A 17,069-nucleotide genomic window follows, 5' to 3' on the forward strand; every position below is an offset into this window, starting at 1 on the left:
ATTGCGGGTTCACGATTAGCGTGGGCTGATGGCCATTCCGCTGCGGATCGTCGCCCTCCTGTTCCCTAACGTCACTCAGCTGGACCTGATGGGTCCGGTGCAGGTGTTCTCACGCCTGCCCGACGCGACCGTCGACCTGGTCTGGCATCGTCTCGAGCCGATCTCGACCGACGCAGGATTCTGCGTCCTGCCGACGACGACGTTCACCGATGCTCCCCAAGCAGACGTCTTGATGGTTCCCGGCGGCCAGGGTGCCTTCGATCTGCTGGACGACGCGCCCGCTATCGACTTCATCCGCCGACAGGCCCTCGGCGCACGGTACGTCACGAGCGTGTGCACGGGATCCTTCCCGCTGGGAGCCGCCGGCCTCATCGCAGGGAAGCGAGCGACGACGCACTGGGCATCTCACTCGATGCTGAGCGAGTTCGGCGCCATTCCCGAACAGCGTCGCGTCGTGCAGGACGGAAACGTCATCACTGCGGGCGGCGTGACGAGTGGCATCGACTTCGCACTATCCGTCGCCGCAGAACTCTGCGGGGCGGATACGGCACGGGCGGTGCAGCTCGCGCTGGAGTACGACCCTCACCCGCCATTCGACGCCGGCACGCCGACGAGACCCGAAGCGGATCCGGACCAGGTCGCGCGAACCATCGAAAGATCTCGCGCTGAGCGCGGACCGGTCGTCGCGCGCGCGGCCGCAAGACTCCGGACGATGGCGCCCCATTTCCGCGTCGTCGTCGACGGGCAGGTGTTCGACGTCACGCACGACGGTGGATCGAACCACCTCGCTTGGGTCAACACCCCGAACCCGGGGTACGGGTTCTCGGTCGGCCTCAACGGCGCCACACACACGAGAGACGAGGCCCGGATTCAGATCCAGGGGTTCCTGGCTTCGATCGACCCGGCCACCGGATACGTCGAGGAGTGACCCAGGTCCGGACTCCTGCGATCCCTCGACCCAGGCGAGGTACTCCTGGTAGACCACGTAGTCCTCCCCGAGATCCTCCGCGACCTCGGGGATCATCCGCCCGTGGGCGACGAGCTCGTGACGGGAGGGCATGTTGATTCCGTAGACGTGCGGGTACCGTACGAGAGGCGCCGCCGAGGCGACGTGACGGTGGAAGAGGGTCGGGATTCGCTCTGACGGCGTACGCATTCCGCAAGGATCGATACCCGGCGGGGTGCCTCGGGATGACACTTTCTGCGTGCCGAAGAGTCCACGCCTCGACAGTCCATTTCGCCGCGACGCATCAGGACAGATCGCACCCCATCGTGACTTCCGCTCGCAGCGGCGGGGGCACCGTGATCTTCGCCGTGGTCGTCCTCTTCTCGATCGGACTCCCACTCGAACTCGCGCTTCTCGCGCTGGCCGGCGTGTTCGTGATCGGCTGGGTGCTGATCTCCTCCCGGACGATCGCTCTTCGACGCCGGTCCGCCTCGGCGTGGGCTTGCGCGTCCGGACAGTGACCAGCGCCCCCGGATCCACGCGAGAACGGCAAGGTCGCGATGACCCCGGGATCCGATCCGAGGCCGCGGTAGCGACCCGGGTCAGGACTCCTGCGAGCCCTCGACCCAGGCGAGGTACTCGTCGCTGACGGTGCCGGTGATGTAGCGGCCGTCGAAGCAGCTCATGTCGAGGTCCTCGACGTCGGGCGAGCCCTCGAGGATGGCCGCCTTCAGGTCTTCGACCTCCTGGTAGACCATGTAGTCCGCGCCGAGCTCCTCGGCGATCTCGGGGATCGTGCGGCCGTGGGCGACGAGCTCGTGCCGGGAGGGCATGTTGATGCCGTACACGTGCGGGTAGCGCACGGGCGGCGCCGCCGAGGCGAACGTGACGGTGGCGGCACCGGCATCCCTCGCCATCTGGATGATCTCCTTCGACGTCGTGCCGCGCACGATCGAGTCGTCGATGAGGAGCACGTTCTTGCCCTTGAACTCGCTCGACATCGCGTTGAGCTTCTGACGCACGCTCTTCTTGCGCACGGCCTGCCCGGGCATGATGAACGTCCGGCCGACGTAGCGGTTCTTGTAGAAGCCCTCGCGGTACTCGATGCCGAGCTTCCGGGCGACCTGCATCGCGGCCGGACGCGCCGAGTCGGGGATCGGCATGACCACGTCGATCACTCCGGGAGGCGTGTACTTCGCGATCGTGTCGGCCAGGCGCTCCCCCATCCGCAGGCGCGCCTCGTAGACCGAGATGCCGTTCATGATCGAGTCGGGACGGGCGAGGTAGACGTACTCGAACGAGCACGGAACGAGCTTCGGGTCGGTCGCGCACTGCCGGGTGTGCAGGTTGCCCTCGAGGTCGATGAAGACGGCTTCGCCCGGCTCGACGTCGCGGACGACCTCGAACTCCCCGTTCTCCAGCACCAGCGACTCGCTGGTGACGACCCACTCGTACGAGCCGTCGGCGTTGCGCCGCGTGCCGAGGATCAGCGGACGGATGCCGAACGGATCACGGAACGCCAGCAGACCGTATCCCGCGATGAGCGCGATCGCCGCGTACGACCCCTCGGCGCGCTCGTGGACCCGCGTGACGGCCTGGAAGACCTGCTCCGGATCGAGGTCCGGACCCGAGATCACGGTCTGCAGCTCGTTCGCGAGGACGTTCACGAGCAGCTCGGTGTCGGAGCTGGTGTTGAGGTGCCGCCGGTCCTTGCGGAACAGCTCCTCGGTCAGCTCACGCGTGTTGGTGAGGTTGCCGTTGTGCACCAGAACGATGCCGTACGGGGCGTTGACGTAGAAGGGCTGCGCCTCTTCTTCGCTGGATGCCGTGCCCTTGGTCGCGTAGCGGACGTGGCCGAGGCCGAGGTTGCCGAGGAGGGCCCGCATGTCGCGGGTGCGGAAGCCCTCACGCACCTGACCCTTCGCCTTGTGGACGTGGAACACGCCGCTCGGCTCGGCCGTGGCGATCCCGGTGGAATCCTGGCCGCGATGCTGAAGGAGGAGCAGGGAGTCGTAGATCTCCTGGTTGACGGACCCGCGGCCCACCATCCCGACAATTCCGCACATGGGTGTTGCTTCGCTCCGATGGTTGGGTCAGCGGGTGGCGCCGGCGGCGCCGTCCGAATACGTTCCGACGAGGCGCACCGCTCCGCCGTCGACGCCCTTGGCGCCCTGCTCGAAGTCGCCGTCGGGGAGGGCCCCGTCGCGGACGACACCGACCTGCCAGGCATCGAGTCCGGAGGTGGCCAGCTGCGCGATCGCGGCATCCGCCCGATCCGCGTCGACGACGGCGAGGAAGCCGATGCCGAGGTTCCAGGTGCCTTCCGTCGCGGCGAGGTCGAGCCCGCCGAGGTCGGCGAGCACGCGGAAGACCGGCGACGGCGACCAGGTCGACCGATCGACGTCGACCCACGAGCCGCGGGGCAGCACGCGGGCGAGGTTGGCGGCGATGCCGCCTCCGGTGACGTGGCTGAGGGAGTGCACCGCGTCGCCGGTCTCCTCGAGGAGGCGCAGGAGCGGTGAGGTGTACAGACGGGTGGGCTCGAGGAGCGCCTCGCCCCACGTCATGCCGAAGTCGGCGGCGTTGTCGCCGTACTGGACGCCGGCGCCGGCGACGATGTGCCGCACGAGCGAGTAGCCGTTGGCGTGCAGACCGCTGGAGGAGATGGCGAGGACCGCATCGCCGGTGCGCACGCGCTCGGCGCCGAGGACCTTGTCGGCCTCGACGACGCCGGTCGCCGCGCCCGCGACGTCGTAGTCGTTCACCCCGAGGAGGCCCGGGTGCTCGGCCGTCTCGCCGCCGACGAGCGCGGTGCCGGTCTCGGCGCAGCCCTCGGCGATACCGCGGACGATGTCGGCGATGCGCTCCGGGAAGACCTTGCCGCACGCGATGTAGTCGGTCATGAAGAGGGGAGCGGCCCCCACCACGACGATGTCGTCGACGACCATGCCCACGAGGTCGCGCCCGATCGTGTCGTGCTTGTCGATCGCCTGGGCGATCGCGACCTTCGTGCCGACACCGTCCGTGCTGGTGGCCAGCAACGGCTTGGTGTAGCCGCGGAGCGCCGTCGCGTCGAACAGGCCGGCGAAGCCGCCGACGCCGCCGAGGACCTCGGGTCCGTGCGTCTGACGCACCGCGGACTTCATCAGTTCCACGGCGAGATCGCCCGCTGCCGTATCGACTCCGGCTCGGGCGTAAGGGTTTTCGGGGGTGTCTCGAGAGGGTGAGGCCACGGGCTACAGCCTAGCGGCGGCGCGGGACCCCTGCCGTCCCGCTACCGTCCGGGAGAGGGAGGCGGGCAATACACTGGTGCGCATGGGCGCGGCCGGGGCTCCGGAGTGGCTGATCCGCGAAGATGCCGGTCAGCCGGTGCTCCTCGCCCTCTACCTGCGTCAGGTGCTCGGCATCCGCTCTCCGGACGAGCTCCCGCATCTGCGCGGCATCCCTCCGCGGCCGGTGGAACGCGACGATGCGGCGCAGTCGATCCTCGAGCGTCAGTGGCGTGAGTACTGGGCCATGACGGTCGAGCCGCAGGCGCACCCCTCCCCCGTACCCCTGGATCTCGTCGACGAGTTCGACACCCTCCTCGCGCTGCCCGTCGAGGGCTTCGACGAGCTGCGCGCGGAGCTCAGCGGGCACGGATCCGAAGCCCTCGCGTTCGCGCAGTCGGCGCACGCGCGCTACCGGCGCGACGGCCACGTCGGCAGCGGAAGCGCGTACCGCGCCTACGCGAGCGCGATCGCCGAGTACGAGCGGCAGATCGGTCGCCGGGCGCACTCGTTCGAGCTGAACGTGCAGGTCCTGCCGCTCGCGCAGCGCGGGGTGTGGTGGATCGGGTCGCTCACGGTCGCGGTGACCGACTCGCTGCGCGGGGATGTCGTCGCGTTCGACGCGGCGATCCACCCGATCATCGCCGAGCTGGCCTGATCGGAGCGATCCGTCAGGCGCGATGGTCGTCAGGCGCGGTCGTCGTCGGGGGCGATCTGGATCGCGTCGTGCTCGACGGCGACCTGCCGTGCGCGGCGGCTGGAGGCGCGGTCGAAGAGCAGCGCGACGACGCCGGCGAGGGCGACGCCGATCGGGATGCAGATGAGGGCGATGAAGCCGAAGACCTGGCCCTGCGAGTACTCGAAGCCGGTGTTGCGGCTCACGGCCTCCGTGCCGTCGAACGCGAAGGTGAGGATGAGGGCGACGAGGATGCCGAGACCGGCGCCGGCGATGAGGAAGACCGAGATCTTCGGCGCGCGGCGGAGCTGAAGCGTCTCGGACCGCGCACGGTAGGGCTCGGGCACGGAATCGCGCGGGTGCGTCGGGTCGTCGGCCATGCCTCCATTATCCCTTCGGGGCGTCGGGGGCCGGGCCGCCGGCGGGAGGAGTGCCCGGGCGCGCGGGCCGAGGCGCACGTGGGGGACGCGGCGGGGGCGGCGCGAGGTCGGCGGCGTCGCGCGCCCAGCGCGGCGGGTCGTCGCCGACGGGCGAGGTGAGGTCGTCGTGCAGGGTGGTGGCGTGCTCGGCGATCACGGGAGAGGTGCGAAGGCCGACGAAACGGTCCAGCACGATCGCCAGGACGCTCATGACCAGCAGGCCGACGCCGATGCAGAGGGCCGCCAGGACGCCGAAGACGCGCAGGTACCCCGACGGGCCGTTCGACAGCGGTCCCCCGGGCGGGGCGGTGAACCCCGCGACGACCGTGAGGATGATCGCCATCGCGAGGCCCCCGAAGAGACCGATGAACAGGAACCGTCCGACCCGCGGCGCGCGCCTCACACCGAGCGAGACCCACTCCTCGTCGACGACGTGCTCGTGCCGGGAGCGGTCGTCATCGTCTGCTGCGCCTGTGCGCGCGCGTGCCATGAGTTCATTGTGGCACCGGGCGGGCCGGCGCGGGCCGGGCGCGCGGCATCCGTTCCGGCGGTGTTCACGGATGCCGCGCAGTCGGTCTCAGGCCGAGCGGCGGCGGGCGACGATGACCCACACCCCTGCCCCGGCGAGCGCGGCGAGCACCACGAACCCGCCGACCGCCCACGGCCAGACCGCGGGAGCCGCGTCGGAGGCCGCCGTCGTCGCGCTCTGCGCTTCCGGGCCCGCGGGGGTCGGCTCCGTCTCGTCCTCGACGACCGCCGCCGCGTCGCCCGCGGCGAGGTCGCAGTCGGCCGAGATGGGGAGGACGGCCGACACCGGGTCGAGCTGCTCACCGGCGGGGTACGTGCCGAAGGCGGTGGCCCCGGCATCCGTCAGCGTCGCGGGCAGCGCATCGAGGAGGAGCCCGTCGTCGGTGACCTCGAGGTCGGGGAGCGCGAACTCCGCCAGGCGCACGCCGGCCTGCGCGACGGGCGCCCCGTCCTGCGTGGTGCCGGAGACGTCGAACACGACGTATCCGCGATCGCCGGCCAGCTCGATGCGGGCATCGGTCAGGGTGGTGTCGAGAGCGCCGTCGTGACCGGTGAAGCGGATGCTGCCACCGAAGCCCACCAGGCCCGCGCGAGTCTCGGCGTCGACGGACCCGGTGCCGCCGGTCCAGGTGAAGTCCGGGTAGTCGTAGGCCACTCCGTCGAGCTCCCAGCCGCCCGCGGCGATGCCTTCGATGTAGGTGCGGAAGCTCTCCTTGAAGCCCCACGCGAGGGTCGCGGCGTCGACGACGCACGCGCCGAGCGCCGCGGTGCGGGCGAGGGTGGAGGCGATCCCGCGCTCGGTCGGGAGGACGCGGGCCTGCGGCTCGGGAGCCGCGGCGACCACGGTTCCCGTCGAGCCCGCGGGCGCGGGGGCGGGGACGCCCACGGTGAAGGTGACCGGGTCGAGCGTCGTGGAGAAGCCCTGCAGCACGCGCGCGACACCGTCGGCGGTGATCGTCGCGGGGACGCCGGAGTAGGTGACGGTGCCGCTCCCGGTCGAGCGGGTTCCGGCCGTGAGGTTCAGTGTCGCGAAGCGCACCTGAGACCCGCCGGAGGTCACGTAGAGGTCGGCCGAGGTCGACGATGTGATCCGCACCTGCGGAGCGGCGATCGTGACGTCCAGCACGCCGGAATGCCCGAGGACGCGCACCGCTCCGCTGTAGGACACCGTTCCGGTGCCGCTCGCGGTCGAGTAGGTGCTGCCCGCTGCCTGACCGAACTGGAAGGCGCCGTTCGCGCGGGTGGCTCCCCCGGTCGCCGCGACGCTGCCGCCCGCGATGGGTCCGGTCACGTAGCTGACGAAGCTCGAGGAGATCCCCCAGCGCAGCGACCCGGCGCCGACCGGCGACTCGGGACCCGTGGGGGTGAGGACGGGAGGCGTCGTGGGGGTGGGCTTCGGGGTTGGGGTGGGGGTCGGCTCGGGTGTCGGCTCGGGCTCGGGCTCGGGGTCGACACCGACCGAGATCGGAACGAAGAGCTCCTGCGCGGAGTTCGCCACGCCACCGGCACCGTAGGTGTAGACGCCGGTGCGTCCACCGGCGGGCCCGTCGACGATCTCCGACACGGTCAGGCGCGCCTCGAAGGTGCCGTCGTCGGCGAGGGGCACCCACTGGGCGCGCACGGCGCCCTGGTACATCGGCGGAACCTGGTTCAGCACGTCGTCGGCGAGGATCCAGCCCTGCGCGCCGACCTTGCGATTCGTCGAGGGAGCACCGGCCGAGGGCTGCCACGCCGGCGCGAAGGATCCGAACACGATGTACGACCCCTGCGGGAGGGTCGCGGGGATCGGGACGCCGCGCCCGCCGACGTTCGCGGCCGGGTCGAAGCCGGATCCGCGCACGACGACCTCCTCACCGGGGGCGACGAGGGACGCGCCGACCGGGGTCGTCCCGTCGGCGCGGAACACCTCGATCTCGGGTTCGAACACCGGGGCCGGCTCGACGAAGGTCAGGGGCGTGGAGGTCTCGAACGCCGCATAGGTCGCGCCGCTGCCGGGGTAGGTGTAGATCCCGTAGTTGCCGGCGCGGAGGTCATTCGCCTCGGATGCCGAGACCGTCAGCTCGATCTCGAACGACCCGTCGGCGGCGATGACGAAGCCGCCGTTCGCGGCGTTGACCGATCCGCCGAACTGGGCCTCGTTCACGCCCCACTTTTGGCCGATGACCGTGCGCGCCGACGACGGTGCGCCGGCGGAGGGACGCCAGTCATCGAGGAACTTCCCGAAGACCACGTACGCACCCGCGAACACACCGGCCAGCGGCGGCCGTGCGCCGTTCGTCGCGGGCGGGTCGGCGACGAAGCCCGACCCGGTGACGGTGACGGTCTGACCGTCGCGATCGAGTCCCTCGGTGACGGAGACGGTCACCATCGGGGCAGGCGCGGGAGTCGGGGTCGGCTCTTCGGTCGGCTCCGGCGCGGGGGTCGGGGTCGGCTCGGGCGTGGGCTCGTCGGTGGGTTCGGAGGTCGGTGCCGGGGTCGGGTCCGGCTCCGGCTCCGGCTCGGGTGCGGGCGGGAAGACCGCATCCCAGTCGGCGGTCGAGATGGCGACATCCGCGCGGGCGTAGATGGTGGTGGCGTTCGCGGGCGAATGGATCTGCCAGATCAGCACCTCGTACGTCTTCGTCCGGTCGAGACCGGCGGCCGCGGCGGTGAGCGCGAAGGTCGTGGCGCCGTCGGCGACGACCGGGAACGGCATCGCGAACGCGGCGTAGCCGCCGGCCCCGGTGAGATTCGCCTCGGTGCCCTTCTCGATGAGGGCGGCGTACGCGGAGGTGGCCGCGCCCAGCCCGCTCGCCTGCACCTGCACGGTGATCCCGTCGGCGGAGGCGGCGGTCACGGACGGGGCCACGACTGCGCCGTCGACGAGCGCGCGAGCCGTCGGCGCGGTGCGCGCACCGGCGAGGACGAGGAGCGCGGAGAGCAGGACGGCGAGCGCGATCTTGGCGCGCGCGGCGAGCGGGGGAACGGTTTCGGGTAGCACGAGGGTCTCCGGAGACGTCGGGCGCGAGGCGCCGCATTCGGTCGAACGGGTTTGATTACTTAGGGTTGCCTTACCTAAGCTGAGTGCACCGTACGGCAGATTCTCCGCCGCCGTCAACTCCGAGTGAAGGCCCACCCTCATGCCCCGCGTCCGCTCTCTCGCCCTGCTCCTGGCGCTCGCGCTCACCGTCTCCGGGTGTGCCGCGGCGGGGGCGTCCGCCGAACCGGGAGCCGCCTCCGGCGCGGGTTCGGCCGCCGGATCATCGGTCGATCCGTCGTGCCCGGCATCCGAGATCGCCCTGGCTGATCTCGCGCCGGAGAGCGACCCGCGCGCGGCGACCGGGCCCTCCACCGCCTGCCTCCCCTCACGTGGGGTCGAGCCCGTCGACGGCGGCGATCCCGTGCTTCCCGTCACGGTGACGGATGCCGAGGACCGCCGGGTCACGGTCACCGACGTCGATCGCATCCTGGCCGTCGACATCTCCGGCACGATCGCCGCCACCGTGTTCGGGCTCGGGCTTGGGGACCGGGTCGTCGGGCGCGACGCGTCGACGGAGTTCCCCGGCACCGAGAAGCTGCCCGTCGTCACCGACAGTGGGCACACCCTCAACGCCGAGGCGATCCTCGAGCTCGCCCCGACCGTCCTGCTCACCGACACCTCGATCGGGCCCAAGGAGGTGCGCCAGCAGCTGCGCGACGCGGGCATCGCCGTCGTGGTCATCAGCGGCGAGCACCGCCTCGACACCGCCGACGACCTCGTGCACGAGATCGCGGCCGCCCTCGGCGTCCCGGACCGCGGCGACGCCCTCGCCGCGCGGGTCCTCGCCGACCTCGCTGCCGCCGTCGCCGAGATCTCCGCGGTCGCGCCGGACGCGGCATCCGATCGCCCGCGGATGCTGTTCCTCTACGTCCGCGGCAACGCGAACATCTACTACATCTTCGGCCGCGACTCGGGCGCCGACTCGCTCATCGAAGCCGTCGGCGGCATCGACGTCGCCGGCGAGATCGGGTGGGAGGGCATGAAGCCGATGAACGCCGAGGCGCTCGTGGCCGCCCAGCCCGACGTCCTGGTCATGATGACGGACGGACTCGCGTCGGTCGGCGGCGTCGACGGGCTGCTCGAGCGCATCCCCGCCCTCCTCCAGACCCCGGCGGGTGAGCAGCGGCGCGTGATCGACATGGCGGATGCCGACATCCTGAGCTTCGGTCCGCGCTCCGCCGAGATCGTGCGCGCCCTCGCCCGGGCCCTGTACGCCCCGGCCGCATGACCGCCGAGGTCGTCACCCGCGTTCCGACGCGCGCACGGGGTACCCGGATCACCCTGACCGCCGCCGCGCTCGGCGCTACCCTCGTCGCGGTCTCGATCGTCTCCCTCGGACTCGGGCAGTACGCGCTCTCCCCGACCGAGGTCCTCGGCATCCTGCTCCGAGCCGTCGGGATCGACACCGGGTGGGCGCCGGACGCGCCGACGGCCGCGGGCGTCGTGCTCGACATCCGCCTTCCGCGCATCGTGCTCGGCATCCTCGTCGGCGCGGCGCTTGCGGTGTCGGGGGTGCTCATGCAGGCGATCTTCGGCAACCCCCTCGCGGATGCCGCGGTGGTGGGCGTCTCGTCCGGCGCCGCCCTCGGGGCCGCGGCGAGCCTGACGTACGGACTCACGGTCTTCGGGCTGTGGACGACCCCCGGCTTCGCCTTCGTCGGCGGGCTCGTCGCCGTGTTCTCGGTCTACCTCGTCAGCCGCTCCGGCGGGCGCACGGAGGTGGTGACGCTGCTGCTCACGGGCATCGCCGTCAACGCGATCGCCGGGGCCGGGCTCGCCTTCCTCACGTTCGCCGGGACCACGTCCACGCGCGAGCAGATCGTGTTCTGGCAACTCGGCAGCCTCAACGGGGCGCTGTGGCAGAACATCGCCCTCGTCGCTCCGCTCGTGGCGGTCGGGATCGCGGCATCCGTTCTTGTGGCGAAGCGCCTCGACCTCTTCGCTCTCGGGGAGCGCACCGCGCGGCACCTGGGACTGCACGTCGAGGCACTCCGGATCTCGGTGATCGTGCTCGTCGCGCTCCTCGTGTGCGCGGCGGTCGCGTTCGCGGGCATCATCGCCTTCGTGGGGTTGGTGATCCCGCACCTGATGCGGATGGCGATCGGTCCCGCGCACCTGCCGCTCATGATCACCAGCGCCCTCGGCGGCGCGACCCTGATCGCCGTCGCCGACCTCGTCGCCCGGACCGCGGTGCCCCTCGCCGACCTCCCGATCGGGATGATCACCTCCCTCGTCGGCGGCCCCTTCTTCCTCTGGCTGCTCGTACGCACGCGCCGCCGGGCGGGCGGCTGGGGATGAGCGGGCTGCGGGACGCCGTCCTCGAGGCGCGGGACGTCACGGTCGTCCCCGACGGCGGACGGCGGGAGATCCTCTCGGGCGCTTCGCTCGGCATCCGAGCCGGCGAGGTCCACGCGCTCGTCGGGCCGAACGGGGCCGGGAAGTCGACGCTGTTCGGCGTGATCGCCGGCGACGTCGTGCCATCGGCCGGATCGGTGCACCTGGACGGGGTCTTGCTCGCGGAGTTCCGTCCGCGCGATCTCGCCCGCCGCCGCGCGGTGCTGCTGCAGCAGAACGCGGTGAGCTTCCCGTTCACGGTCGCGCAGGTCGTCGCGATGGGCCGGGCCCCGTGGGCGCGCACCCCGCTCGCGGACGACGACGAGGCGGCGATCGCCGCGGCCCTGGAGGACACCGACATCGTCGACCTCGCCGACCGCACGGTGCCGTCGCTGTCGGGGGGCGAGCGGGCCCGCGCGGCGCTCGCGCGCGTGCTCGCCCAGCGGACCGACATCCTGCTGCTCGACGAGCCGACCGCGGCGCTCGACCTCAGGCATCAGGAGGACGTCCTGGCCCTCGCGGTGCGTCGCGCGCGGGAGGGTGCGGCGGTCGCCGTGGTGCTGCACGACCTCAACTCCGCGATGGCGCACGCCGATCGCGTCACGCTGCTCTCGCGCGGGCGGGTCGTCGCGGCCGGCATCCCTGCGGAGGTCCTCACCGCGGAGCGCATCGAAGAGGTCTACGGGCAGGCGGTGGACGTCTTCCCGCACCCCGCCACCGGGGTCCCGGTGGTGACCCCGCGGCGACGCGCCTCTGACCGACCCGCACCGTGGTGACTCGGTCAGGGCCGGAGCGGCAGGAGGGCGGAGAGGTCGGCGCGGACGCCGGACGCCGCGATGCGTCCGGACGCCGCGGCGTCCGCCCAGGATTCCGCGCCCGTGGCGAGGGCGACCCAGGTGTCGGCATCCGTCTCCACGACGTTCGGCGGCGTGCCGCGGGTGTGCCGCGGTCCCTCGAGCACCTGCACCGCGCCGAACGGCGGCACGCGCACCTCGACGCTGTTGCCGGGCGCCTTCTCGGCGAGCAGCTGCAGGAGATAGCGCACCGCGGTCGCGCGCGTGGGCCGGTCGGTCGACCCCGAGGCGAGGGCGGCGAGCGCGGCACGTCCGTCGTCGGTGGTGATCTTCCGTGGAGCCATCCCCTCACCGTACTCGCGCCCGACGACCCCCTCGCTAGGCTGGCGGGGTGAGAATCCTGGTCCTCGGTTCGGGCGCGCGCGAGCACGCCATCGTCCTCGCGCTGCGGGGGGAGGACGTCGCGCACGAGATCTTCGCCGCTCCGGGCAACGCGGGCATCGCCCGGGATGCCGAGATCGTCGCGCTCGACGCGAACGATCCGGTCGCGGTGACGGCCTTCGCGAACGAGCGTCACGTCGACATCGTCGTCATCGGCCCCGAGGCCCCCCTCGTCGCGGGCGTCGCCGACGCGCTGCGGGAGCGCGGGATCCCCGTGTTCGGTCCCGGGCGCGCCGCGGCGCAGCTCGAGGGGTCGAAGACCTTCGCCAAGCGCATCATGGATGCCGCGGGCGTGCCCACCGGCCGTGCCGTGCGCGCCGCCACCCTCGCCGAGGTCGAGAATGCCCTCGACGAGCTGGGGGCGCCGCACGTGGTGAAGGCCGACGGACTCGCCGCCGGCAAGGGCGTCATCGTCACCTCCGACCGTGAGGCCGCCCTCGCCCACGCCGCCGAGTACCTCCCGTCCGGCGCCGTGCTCGTGGAGGAGTTCCTCTCCGGCCCCGAGGTCTCGCTCTTCTTCCTCAGCGACGGCGACCGGGTCCTCCCCCTCAGCCCCGCGCAGGACTTCAAGCGTCTCGGCGACGGTGACACGGGCCCGAACACCGGGGGCATGGGCGCCTACTCGCCGCTCCCCTGGCTCGCCGAGCGCTTCGGCAGCGAAGAGGCGTTCGTCGACCTCGTCACGCGCGATGTCGCCGAGCCTGTCATCCGTCAGCTGGATGCCGAGGGCACGCCCTTCATCGGGCTGCTCTACGCGGGCCTCATCCTCACCGACGCGGGCGTGAAGGTCATCGAGTTCAACGCCCGTTTCGGAGACCCCGAGACCCAGGTCGTCCTCCCCCGCCTCGTCGATCCGCTGTCGCAGCTGCTCCTCTCCGCGGCATCCGGCCACCTCGAGGACGAGCGCCGTCCCGTCTTCTCCGACCGCGCCGCCGTCACGGTCGTCCTGGCGAGCGAGGGCTACCCTGCCACGCCGCAGACGGGTCGCGAGATCACCGGAGCGGATGCCGCGGCATCCGTCGACGGTGTGCACCTCGCCCACGCGGCCACGGCTGACGACGACGGCGCGCTCGTCGCGACCGGGGGCCGCGTGCTCAACGTCGTCGCCGTCGGCGACACCTTCCGCGAGGCGCGCCGGCGCGCGTATCAGGCGATCGACGCGATCGGTCTCGACGGCGGACAGCACCGCACCGACATCGCGGCGGCGGTCGACGAGGGCTGACGCCTCACGGCTGCACGACCCGAAGCCACGCCTGCTCGACATCGTCCGTGTCGGTGAACGAGAGCTGGACGGGTCCGGCATACGGGAGCGAGTAGTCGAACGAGCTCCTCATCGGCGCGCCGCAGTCGAGCGTTCCCTCGATGAGCGTGCGGCCCGCGTCGGCGGGATCCGCCGACCTCACCTCGTACGTGCTCCGCCCGCCGACGCAGTGCCCCTCCACGAAGAACGGACGGTCGACGACCAGCACTCCCGGCCCCGCGACGGACGAGTTCGACGGCGGTGACGATGTCCGATCCGACACGGCCGACGCCACCTCCCCCTCCACCGGCTCGGATGGAATCGCGAAGGTCGAGGAGGGGCTCGCAGTCGCCGTCGCCGTCGCCGTCGCTGAAGACGGTGTGGCGGAGGGCGGCTGGGTACCTCCGGTGTCGGCCGACGTGCAGCCGACGAGACCGAGCGCGCTCAGCGTAACGGCGACGGCTACGTGGGTGGGGGTCCGGCATCCTCTGCGGGCATCCATACCTCGACGCTAGGGCGGGGTCCGCGACGCACGACAGGGGGTCGAGATCGCGTGCGTCCCCCCGTACCCTCCGCCTCCGGACCGGATCCGGGTCGAGCCGGCAGGTCGGCTCACGCTCCGGTCAGCGCCCGATCGCGACGGCGATCACGACGCCGAGGGCGAGGAGGCCCGCGGCGACGACGAAGCCTGCGAGCGCGGCAGGCAGCGCCCCGCCGGGAAGAGCCGCACGGTCGCCCTGAGCGACCAGCACCCGAGCCGTGGCGCGGTAGCGCCGATCGGCGCGCCACCACAGCCACCCGGCGAACATCAGCCCCAGCACGGCGGGGATGAGCCACGCGAGGGACCCGAGAGCCTCCGGCAGGACGCGGAGGGCGATGAGCGATCCGACGCCGATCGCCAGCGCCGTCCGACGCCAGGCCAGCGCGGTGCGCTCGGGTTGCAGGCCCGGGTCGAACAGGGGCGCGCTCATCGCCACAGGATGCCGAGGAGCACGAGGAGCCCGACCACGACGACCACGACGGCAAGCGCGGCGCTGGTGTGCGCGCCGGGCAACGGCCGCCCGGTGCGGAGGGCTCGCTCGGTGCGCATCCACTCGACCCACGCCCAGATCGGGAGCGCGAGACCGGCGACGACGAGCACGAGGGAGGCGGCGAGCCGGAAGACGACCTGGAGGTCCAGCCCCAGCGCCTCGAGGGCGACGCCGCCGGCGATGAGGGCGAGGGCGGTGCGGGTCCAGGCGAGGAAGGTCCGCTCGTTGGCCAGGGTGAATCGCGCGTCGGGCTCGGAGCCGACCCGGAAGACCGAGCGGGGGAATCGGGTGCGGGTCACGGAAGACACGCTAGCGCGGGCGGCATGCCCGCAATGGGAGGATGGGCGGGTGAGTGAAACCCTCGACCTCCCCGGCTGGCGTCACGTGTACTCGGGGAAGGTCCGCGACCTCTACGTCCCCGAAGACGCCGCCCCCGACGCGACCACCGCCGAGCGGATGCTGGTCGTCGCGAGCGACCGGGTGAGCGCCTTCGACCACGTCCTCTCCCCCGGGATCCCCGAGAAGGGTGTTCTGCTGACGACGCTGAGCCTGTGGTGGTTCGATCGCCTCGCCGGCGGTGACGGCGGCCGCGACATCCCGAACCACCTCGCGGCGAGCCGGGTGCTCACCACCCCGTCGACGACGGAGGCCGACGCCGTGCGCGACCTCATCCCGCCCGCCGTCGCCGGCCGGTCGATGATCGTGAAGGGCCTCGACATGCAACCGGTCGAGTGCGTCGTCCGCGGCTACCTGACCGGGTCTGGCTGGGCGGAGTACCGCGCGAACGGCACCGTGTGCGGGATCCCCCTCCCCGAAGGCCTCTCCAACGGCGACCGCCTCCCGGAGCCGATCTACACCCCTGCGTACAAGGCCCCGCTCGGCGAGCACGACGAGAACATCTCGTACGAGCAGACCGTCGAGCTCGTCGGCGCCGATCTCGCCGCCCAGCTGCGCGACCTGTCGCTGGAGATCTACGACCGCGCCGCCCGCACCGCCGAGGAGCGCGGGCTGATCCTCGCCGACACGAAGTTCGAGTTCGGCCTGGACGACGCAGGCGTCCTGACGCTCGCCGACGAGGTGCTCACGAGCGACTCGTCGCGGTACTGGGACGCCGAAGCGTGGAAGACCGGCCACAGCGCCGCCGAACGGATGGCGAGCTTCGACAAGCAGATCGTCCGCGATTGGCTCGCCGCCACCTGGGACCGCACCGGCGAGCCGCCGGCGCTCCCCCTCGAGATCGTCGAGCGCACCGCCGACCGCTACCGGGAGCTCCTCCAACGCCTAACCGGCTGGTGAGGACGCGCTCGGCGACGACGGGCCCGGCGACGGTCGTCAGACCGAGTCGCGGGAGATGAGCTCGGTCTCGAGGATCGTCACGTGCGGCGCCTCGCGCCCGGCGAGGAGGTCGAGGAGGATCGAGGCCATCCGCTCCCCCTGCGCGAACGACGGCTGGCGCATCGTCGTCAGCGCCGGCGACACGGAGGTGGCGACCGGCGAGTCGTCGAATCCGACGATCGAGATGTCCTCCGGAACACGGATGCCGGCGGCGGTGAGCACGTTCATCGCGCCCCGCGCCATCAGGTCACTGGCGATGAAGATCGCGTCGGGGAGCTCGCCGCCGCGCTCGAGCATGCGACGCATCGCCGCGGTGCCCCCGTCGGAGGTGAAACGGCCGTCCTCGATCGGTCCTTCCAGGAGCCCTGCTTCCTGGAGCGCCTGGCGGTACCCGCGGAGACGGTCGACACCGGCGGGCATGTTGAGCGGCCCGGTGATGGTCGCGATGCGACGCCGCCCGTGGGCGATCAGGTGCGCCACAGCATCCCGTCCCCCGCGGACGTTGTCGACGTCGACGTAGTAGTCGCGCTCGCGCTCGCGCACGGGGCGGCCACCGTAGACGACGGGGACGACGGCCGCGATGCGGTCGATGAACGTGTCACTGGTGTGGTGCGAGACGACGATCGCGCCGTCGACGGCACCGCTGCGGACGTAGCTGGTGGTCTTGTCGCCCGGGTCGTCGTTGGCGATGAAGAGGTTCAGCACGTAGTCCGAGCGGCTGAGTCGGGCATTGATGCCCGATACGATCGCGGCGAAGAACGGGTCGCCGAAGAACCGCGTCGTGTCTTCGGGGACGATCAGCGCGATCGCGTGCGTCTGACGGCTCGCGAGCGAACGCGCCGCACGGTTCGGCACGTAGTTCAGATCGGCGATCGCACGGTTGACGGCATCGAGCGCTTCCGGGCTCACCGCCGTGGAGCCGTTCACCACGCGCGAGACCGTCGATCGGGAGACTCCGGCCGCCGCCGCGACCTCTTCGATCGTGACAGAGCCTCGAACGGTGTCTGCGCTCATGTGGAACCTCCCTCGTGCGATCG

General features: G+C 71.9%; 18 protein-coding genes. 8 read left to right on the forward strand and 10 right to left on the reverse strand.

The genetic code is table 11. The features are described from left to right. The first annotated feature begins 28 nt into the window (after positions 1-28). Positions 29-928, forward strand: coding sequence for a DJ-1/PfpI family protein (locus AB0O93_RS13270; protein ID WP_363344090.1), 900 nt, complete (start codon positions 29-31; stop codon positions 926-928). Between the two features lie 344 nt (positions 929-1,272). Further along, on the forward strand, positions 1,273-1,467 hold the full coding sequence (locus tag AB0O93_RS13275) for a hypothetical protein (RefSeq protein WP_363344092.1): 195 nt from the start codon (positions 1,273-1,275) through the stop codon (positions 1,465-1,467). Positions 1,468-1,548: 81 nt separating this feature from the next. Here AB0O93_RS13275 and purF read toward each other — a convergent pair whose 3' ends face one another. Together purF and purM are read right to left on the reverse strand one after the other, a co-directional pair. Beyond that, complete coding sequence (gene purF / locus AB0O93_RS13280; protein WP_301131888.1) at positions 1,549-3,012, reverse strand: amidophosphoribosyltransferase; 1,464 nt, start codon at positions 3,010-3,012, stop codon at positions 1,549-1,551. Positions 3,013-3,039: 27 nt separating this feature from the next. Continuing rightward, a complete protein-coding gene (purM, locus tag AB0O93_RS13285) occupies positions 3,040-4,179 on the reverse strand; it encodes a phosphoribosylformylglycinamidine cyclo-ligase (protein WP_363344094.1) in 1,140 nt (379 codons plus the stop codon). An 82-nt stretch (positions 4,180-4,261) separates the two neighbouring features. On the opposite strand from purM, the gene AB0O93_RS13290 reads away from it, so the two are divergent. Then, positions 4,262-4,873 (forward strand): zinc-binding alcohol dehydrogenase, encoded by a 612-nt coding sequence (locus AB0O93_RS13290; protein ID WP_363344096.1) that lies wholly within the window; start codon positions 4,262-4,264, stop codon positions 4,871-4,873. 29 nt (positions 4,874-4,902) lie between these two features. Here AB0O93_RS13290 and AB0O93_RS13295 read toward each other — a convergent pair whose 3' ends face one another. From AB0O93_RS13295 to AB0O93_RS13305, 3 genes are all read right to left on the reverse strand, one after another. Further along, on the reverse strand, positions 4,903-5,271 hold the full coding sequence (locus AB0O93_RS13295) for a potassium transporter Trk (protein WP_363344098.1): 369 nt from the start codon (positions 5,269-5,271) through the stop codon (positions 4,903-4,905). Between the two features lie 7 nt (positions 5,272-5,278). After that, positions 5,279-5,800, reverse strand: a complete 522-nt coding sequence (locus AB0O93_RS13300; protein WP_363344100.1) for a hypothetical protein — start codon at positions 5,798-5,800, stop codon at positions 5,279-5,281. 87 nt (positions 5,801-5,887) lie between these two features. Beyond that, positions 5,888-8,818: an HtaA domain-containing protein gene (locus AB0O93_RS13305; protein WP_363344102.1), complete on the reverse strand. Its 2,931-nt coding sequence runs from the start codon at positions 8,816-8,818 to the stop codon at positions 5,888-5,890. 139 nt (positions 8,819-8,957) lie between these two features. Here AB0O93_RS13305 and AB0O93_RS13310 point away from each other — a divergent pair, with 139 nt between their 5' ends. The 3 genes from AB0O93_RS13310 to AB0O93_RS13320 are packed head-to-tail and all read left to right on the forward strand — an operon-like array spanning position 8,958 to position 11,967. Then, positions 8,958-10,085 carry an ABC transporter substrate-binding protein gene (locus AB0O93_RS13310; RefSeq protein WP_363344104.1) on the forward strand — a complete coding sequence of 376 codons (1,128 nt, stop codon included), beginning with the start codon at positions 8,958-8,960 and terminating at the stop codon, positions 10,083-10,085. After that, positions 10,082-11,155, forward strand: coding sequence for an iron ABC transporter permease (locus AB0O93_RS13315; RefSeq protein ID WP_363344106.1), 1,074 nt, complete (start codon positions 10,082-10,084; stop codon positions 11,153-11,155). Before AB0O93_RS13310 ends, AB0O93_RS13315 begins: the two co-directional genes overlap by 4 nt. Continuing rightward, complete coding sequence (locus tag AB0O93_RS13320) at positions 11,152-11,967, forward strand: heme ABC transporter ATP-binding protein (RefSeq protein ID WP_363344108.1); 816 nt, start codon at positions 11,152-11,154, stop codon at positions 11,965-11,967. Before AB0O93_RS13315 ends, AB0O93_RS13320 begins: the two co-directional genes overlap by 4 nt. A gap of 5 nt (positions 11,968-11,972) precedes the next feature. Here the strand turns inward: AB0O93_RS13320 and AB0O93_RS13325 are convergent, their stop codons facing one another. Further along, positions 11,973-12,329 (reverse strand): sterol carrier family protein, encoded by a 357-nt coding sequence (locus AB0O93_RS13325; protein ID WP_363344110.1) that lies wholly within the window; start codon positions 12,327-12,329, stop codon positions 11,973-11,975. Positions 12,330-12,376: 47 nt separating this feature from the next. On the opposite strand from AB0O93_RS13325, the gene purD reads away from it, so the two are divergent. Further along, complete coding sequence (gene purD / locus AB0O93_RS13330; protein ID WP_363344112.1) at positions 12,377-13,648, forward strand: phosphoribosylamine--glycine ligase; 1,272 nt, start codon at positions 12,377-12,379, stop codon at positions 13,646-13,648. Between the two features lie 4 nt (positions 13,649-13,652). Here the strand turns inward: purD and AB0O93_RS13335 are convergent, their stop codons facing one another. From AB0O93_RS13335 to AB0O93_RS13345, 3 genes are all read right to left on the reverse strand, one after another. Then, positions 13,653-14,168, reverse strand: coding sequence for a hypothetical protein (locus tag AB0O93_RS13335; protein WP_363344114.1), 516 nt, complete (start codon positions 14,166-14,168; stop codon positions 13,653-13,655). Positions 14,169-14,289: 121 nt separating this feature from the next. Continuing rightward, on the reverse strand, positions 14,290-14,637 hold the full coding sequence (locus tag AB0O93_RS13340; protein ID WP_363344116.1) for a DUF202 domain-containing protein: 348 nt from the start codon (positions 14,635-14,637) through the stop codon (positions 14,290-14,292). Further along, positions 14,634-14,996 (reverse strand): DUF202 domain-containing protein, encoded by a 363-nt coding sequence (locus AB0O93_RS13345; RefSeq protein WP_363344117.1) that lies wholly within the window; start codon positions 14,994-14,996, stop codon positions 14,634-14,636. The genes AB0O93_RS13340 and AB0O93_RS13345 overlap by 4 nt, the downstream gene beginning before the upstream one ends. 49 nt (positions 14,997-15,045) lie before the next feature. Here AB0O93_RS13345 and AB0O93_RS13350 point away from each other — a divergent pair, with 49 nt between their 5' ends. Continuing rightward, positions 15,046-15,993, forward strand: coding sequence for a phosphoribosylaminoimidazolesuccinocarboxamide synthase (locus AB0O93_RS13350; RefSeq protein ID WP_363344119.1), 948 nt, complete (start codon positions 15,046-15,048; stop codon positions 15,991-15,993). 36 nt (positions 15,994-16,029) lie between these two features. On the opposite strand, the gene AB0O93_RS13355 is transcribed toward AB0O93_RS13350, so the two are convergent. Beyond that, positions 16,030-17,046 (reverse strand): LacI family DNA-binding transcriptional regulator, encoded by a 1,017-nt coding sequence (locus AB0O93_RS13355; protein ID WP_363344121.1) that lies wholly within the window; start codon positions 17,044-17,046, stop codon positions 16,030-16,032. Positions 17,047-17,069 lie beyond the last annotated feature (23 nt).

The sequence above is a fragment of the Microbacterium sp. NPDC077184 genome, from assembly GCF_040687055.1.
Lineage (GTDB): Bacteria > Actinomycetota > Actinomycetes > Actinomycetales > Microbacteriaceae > Microbacterium.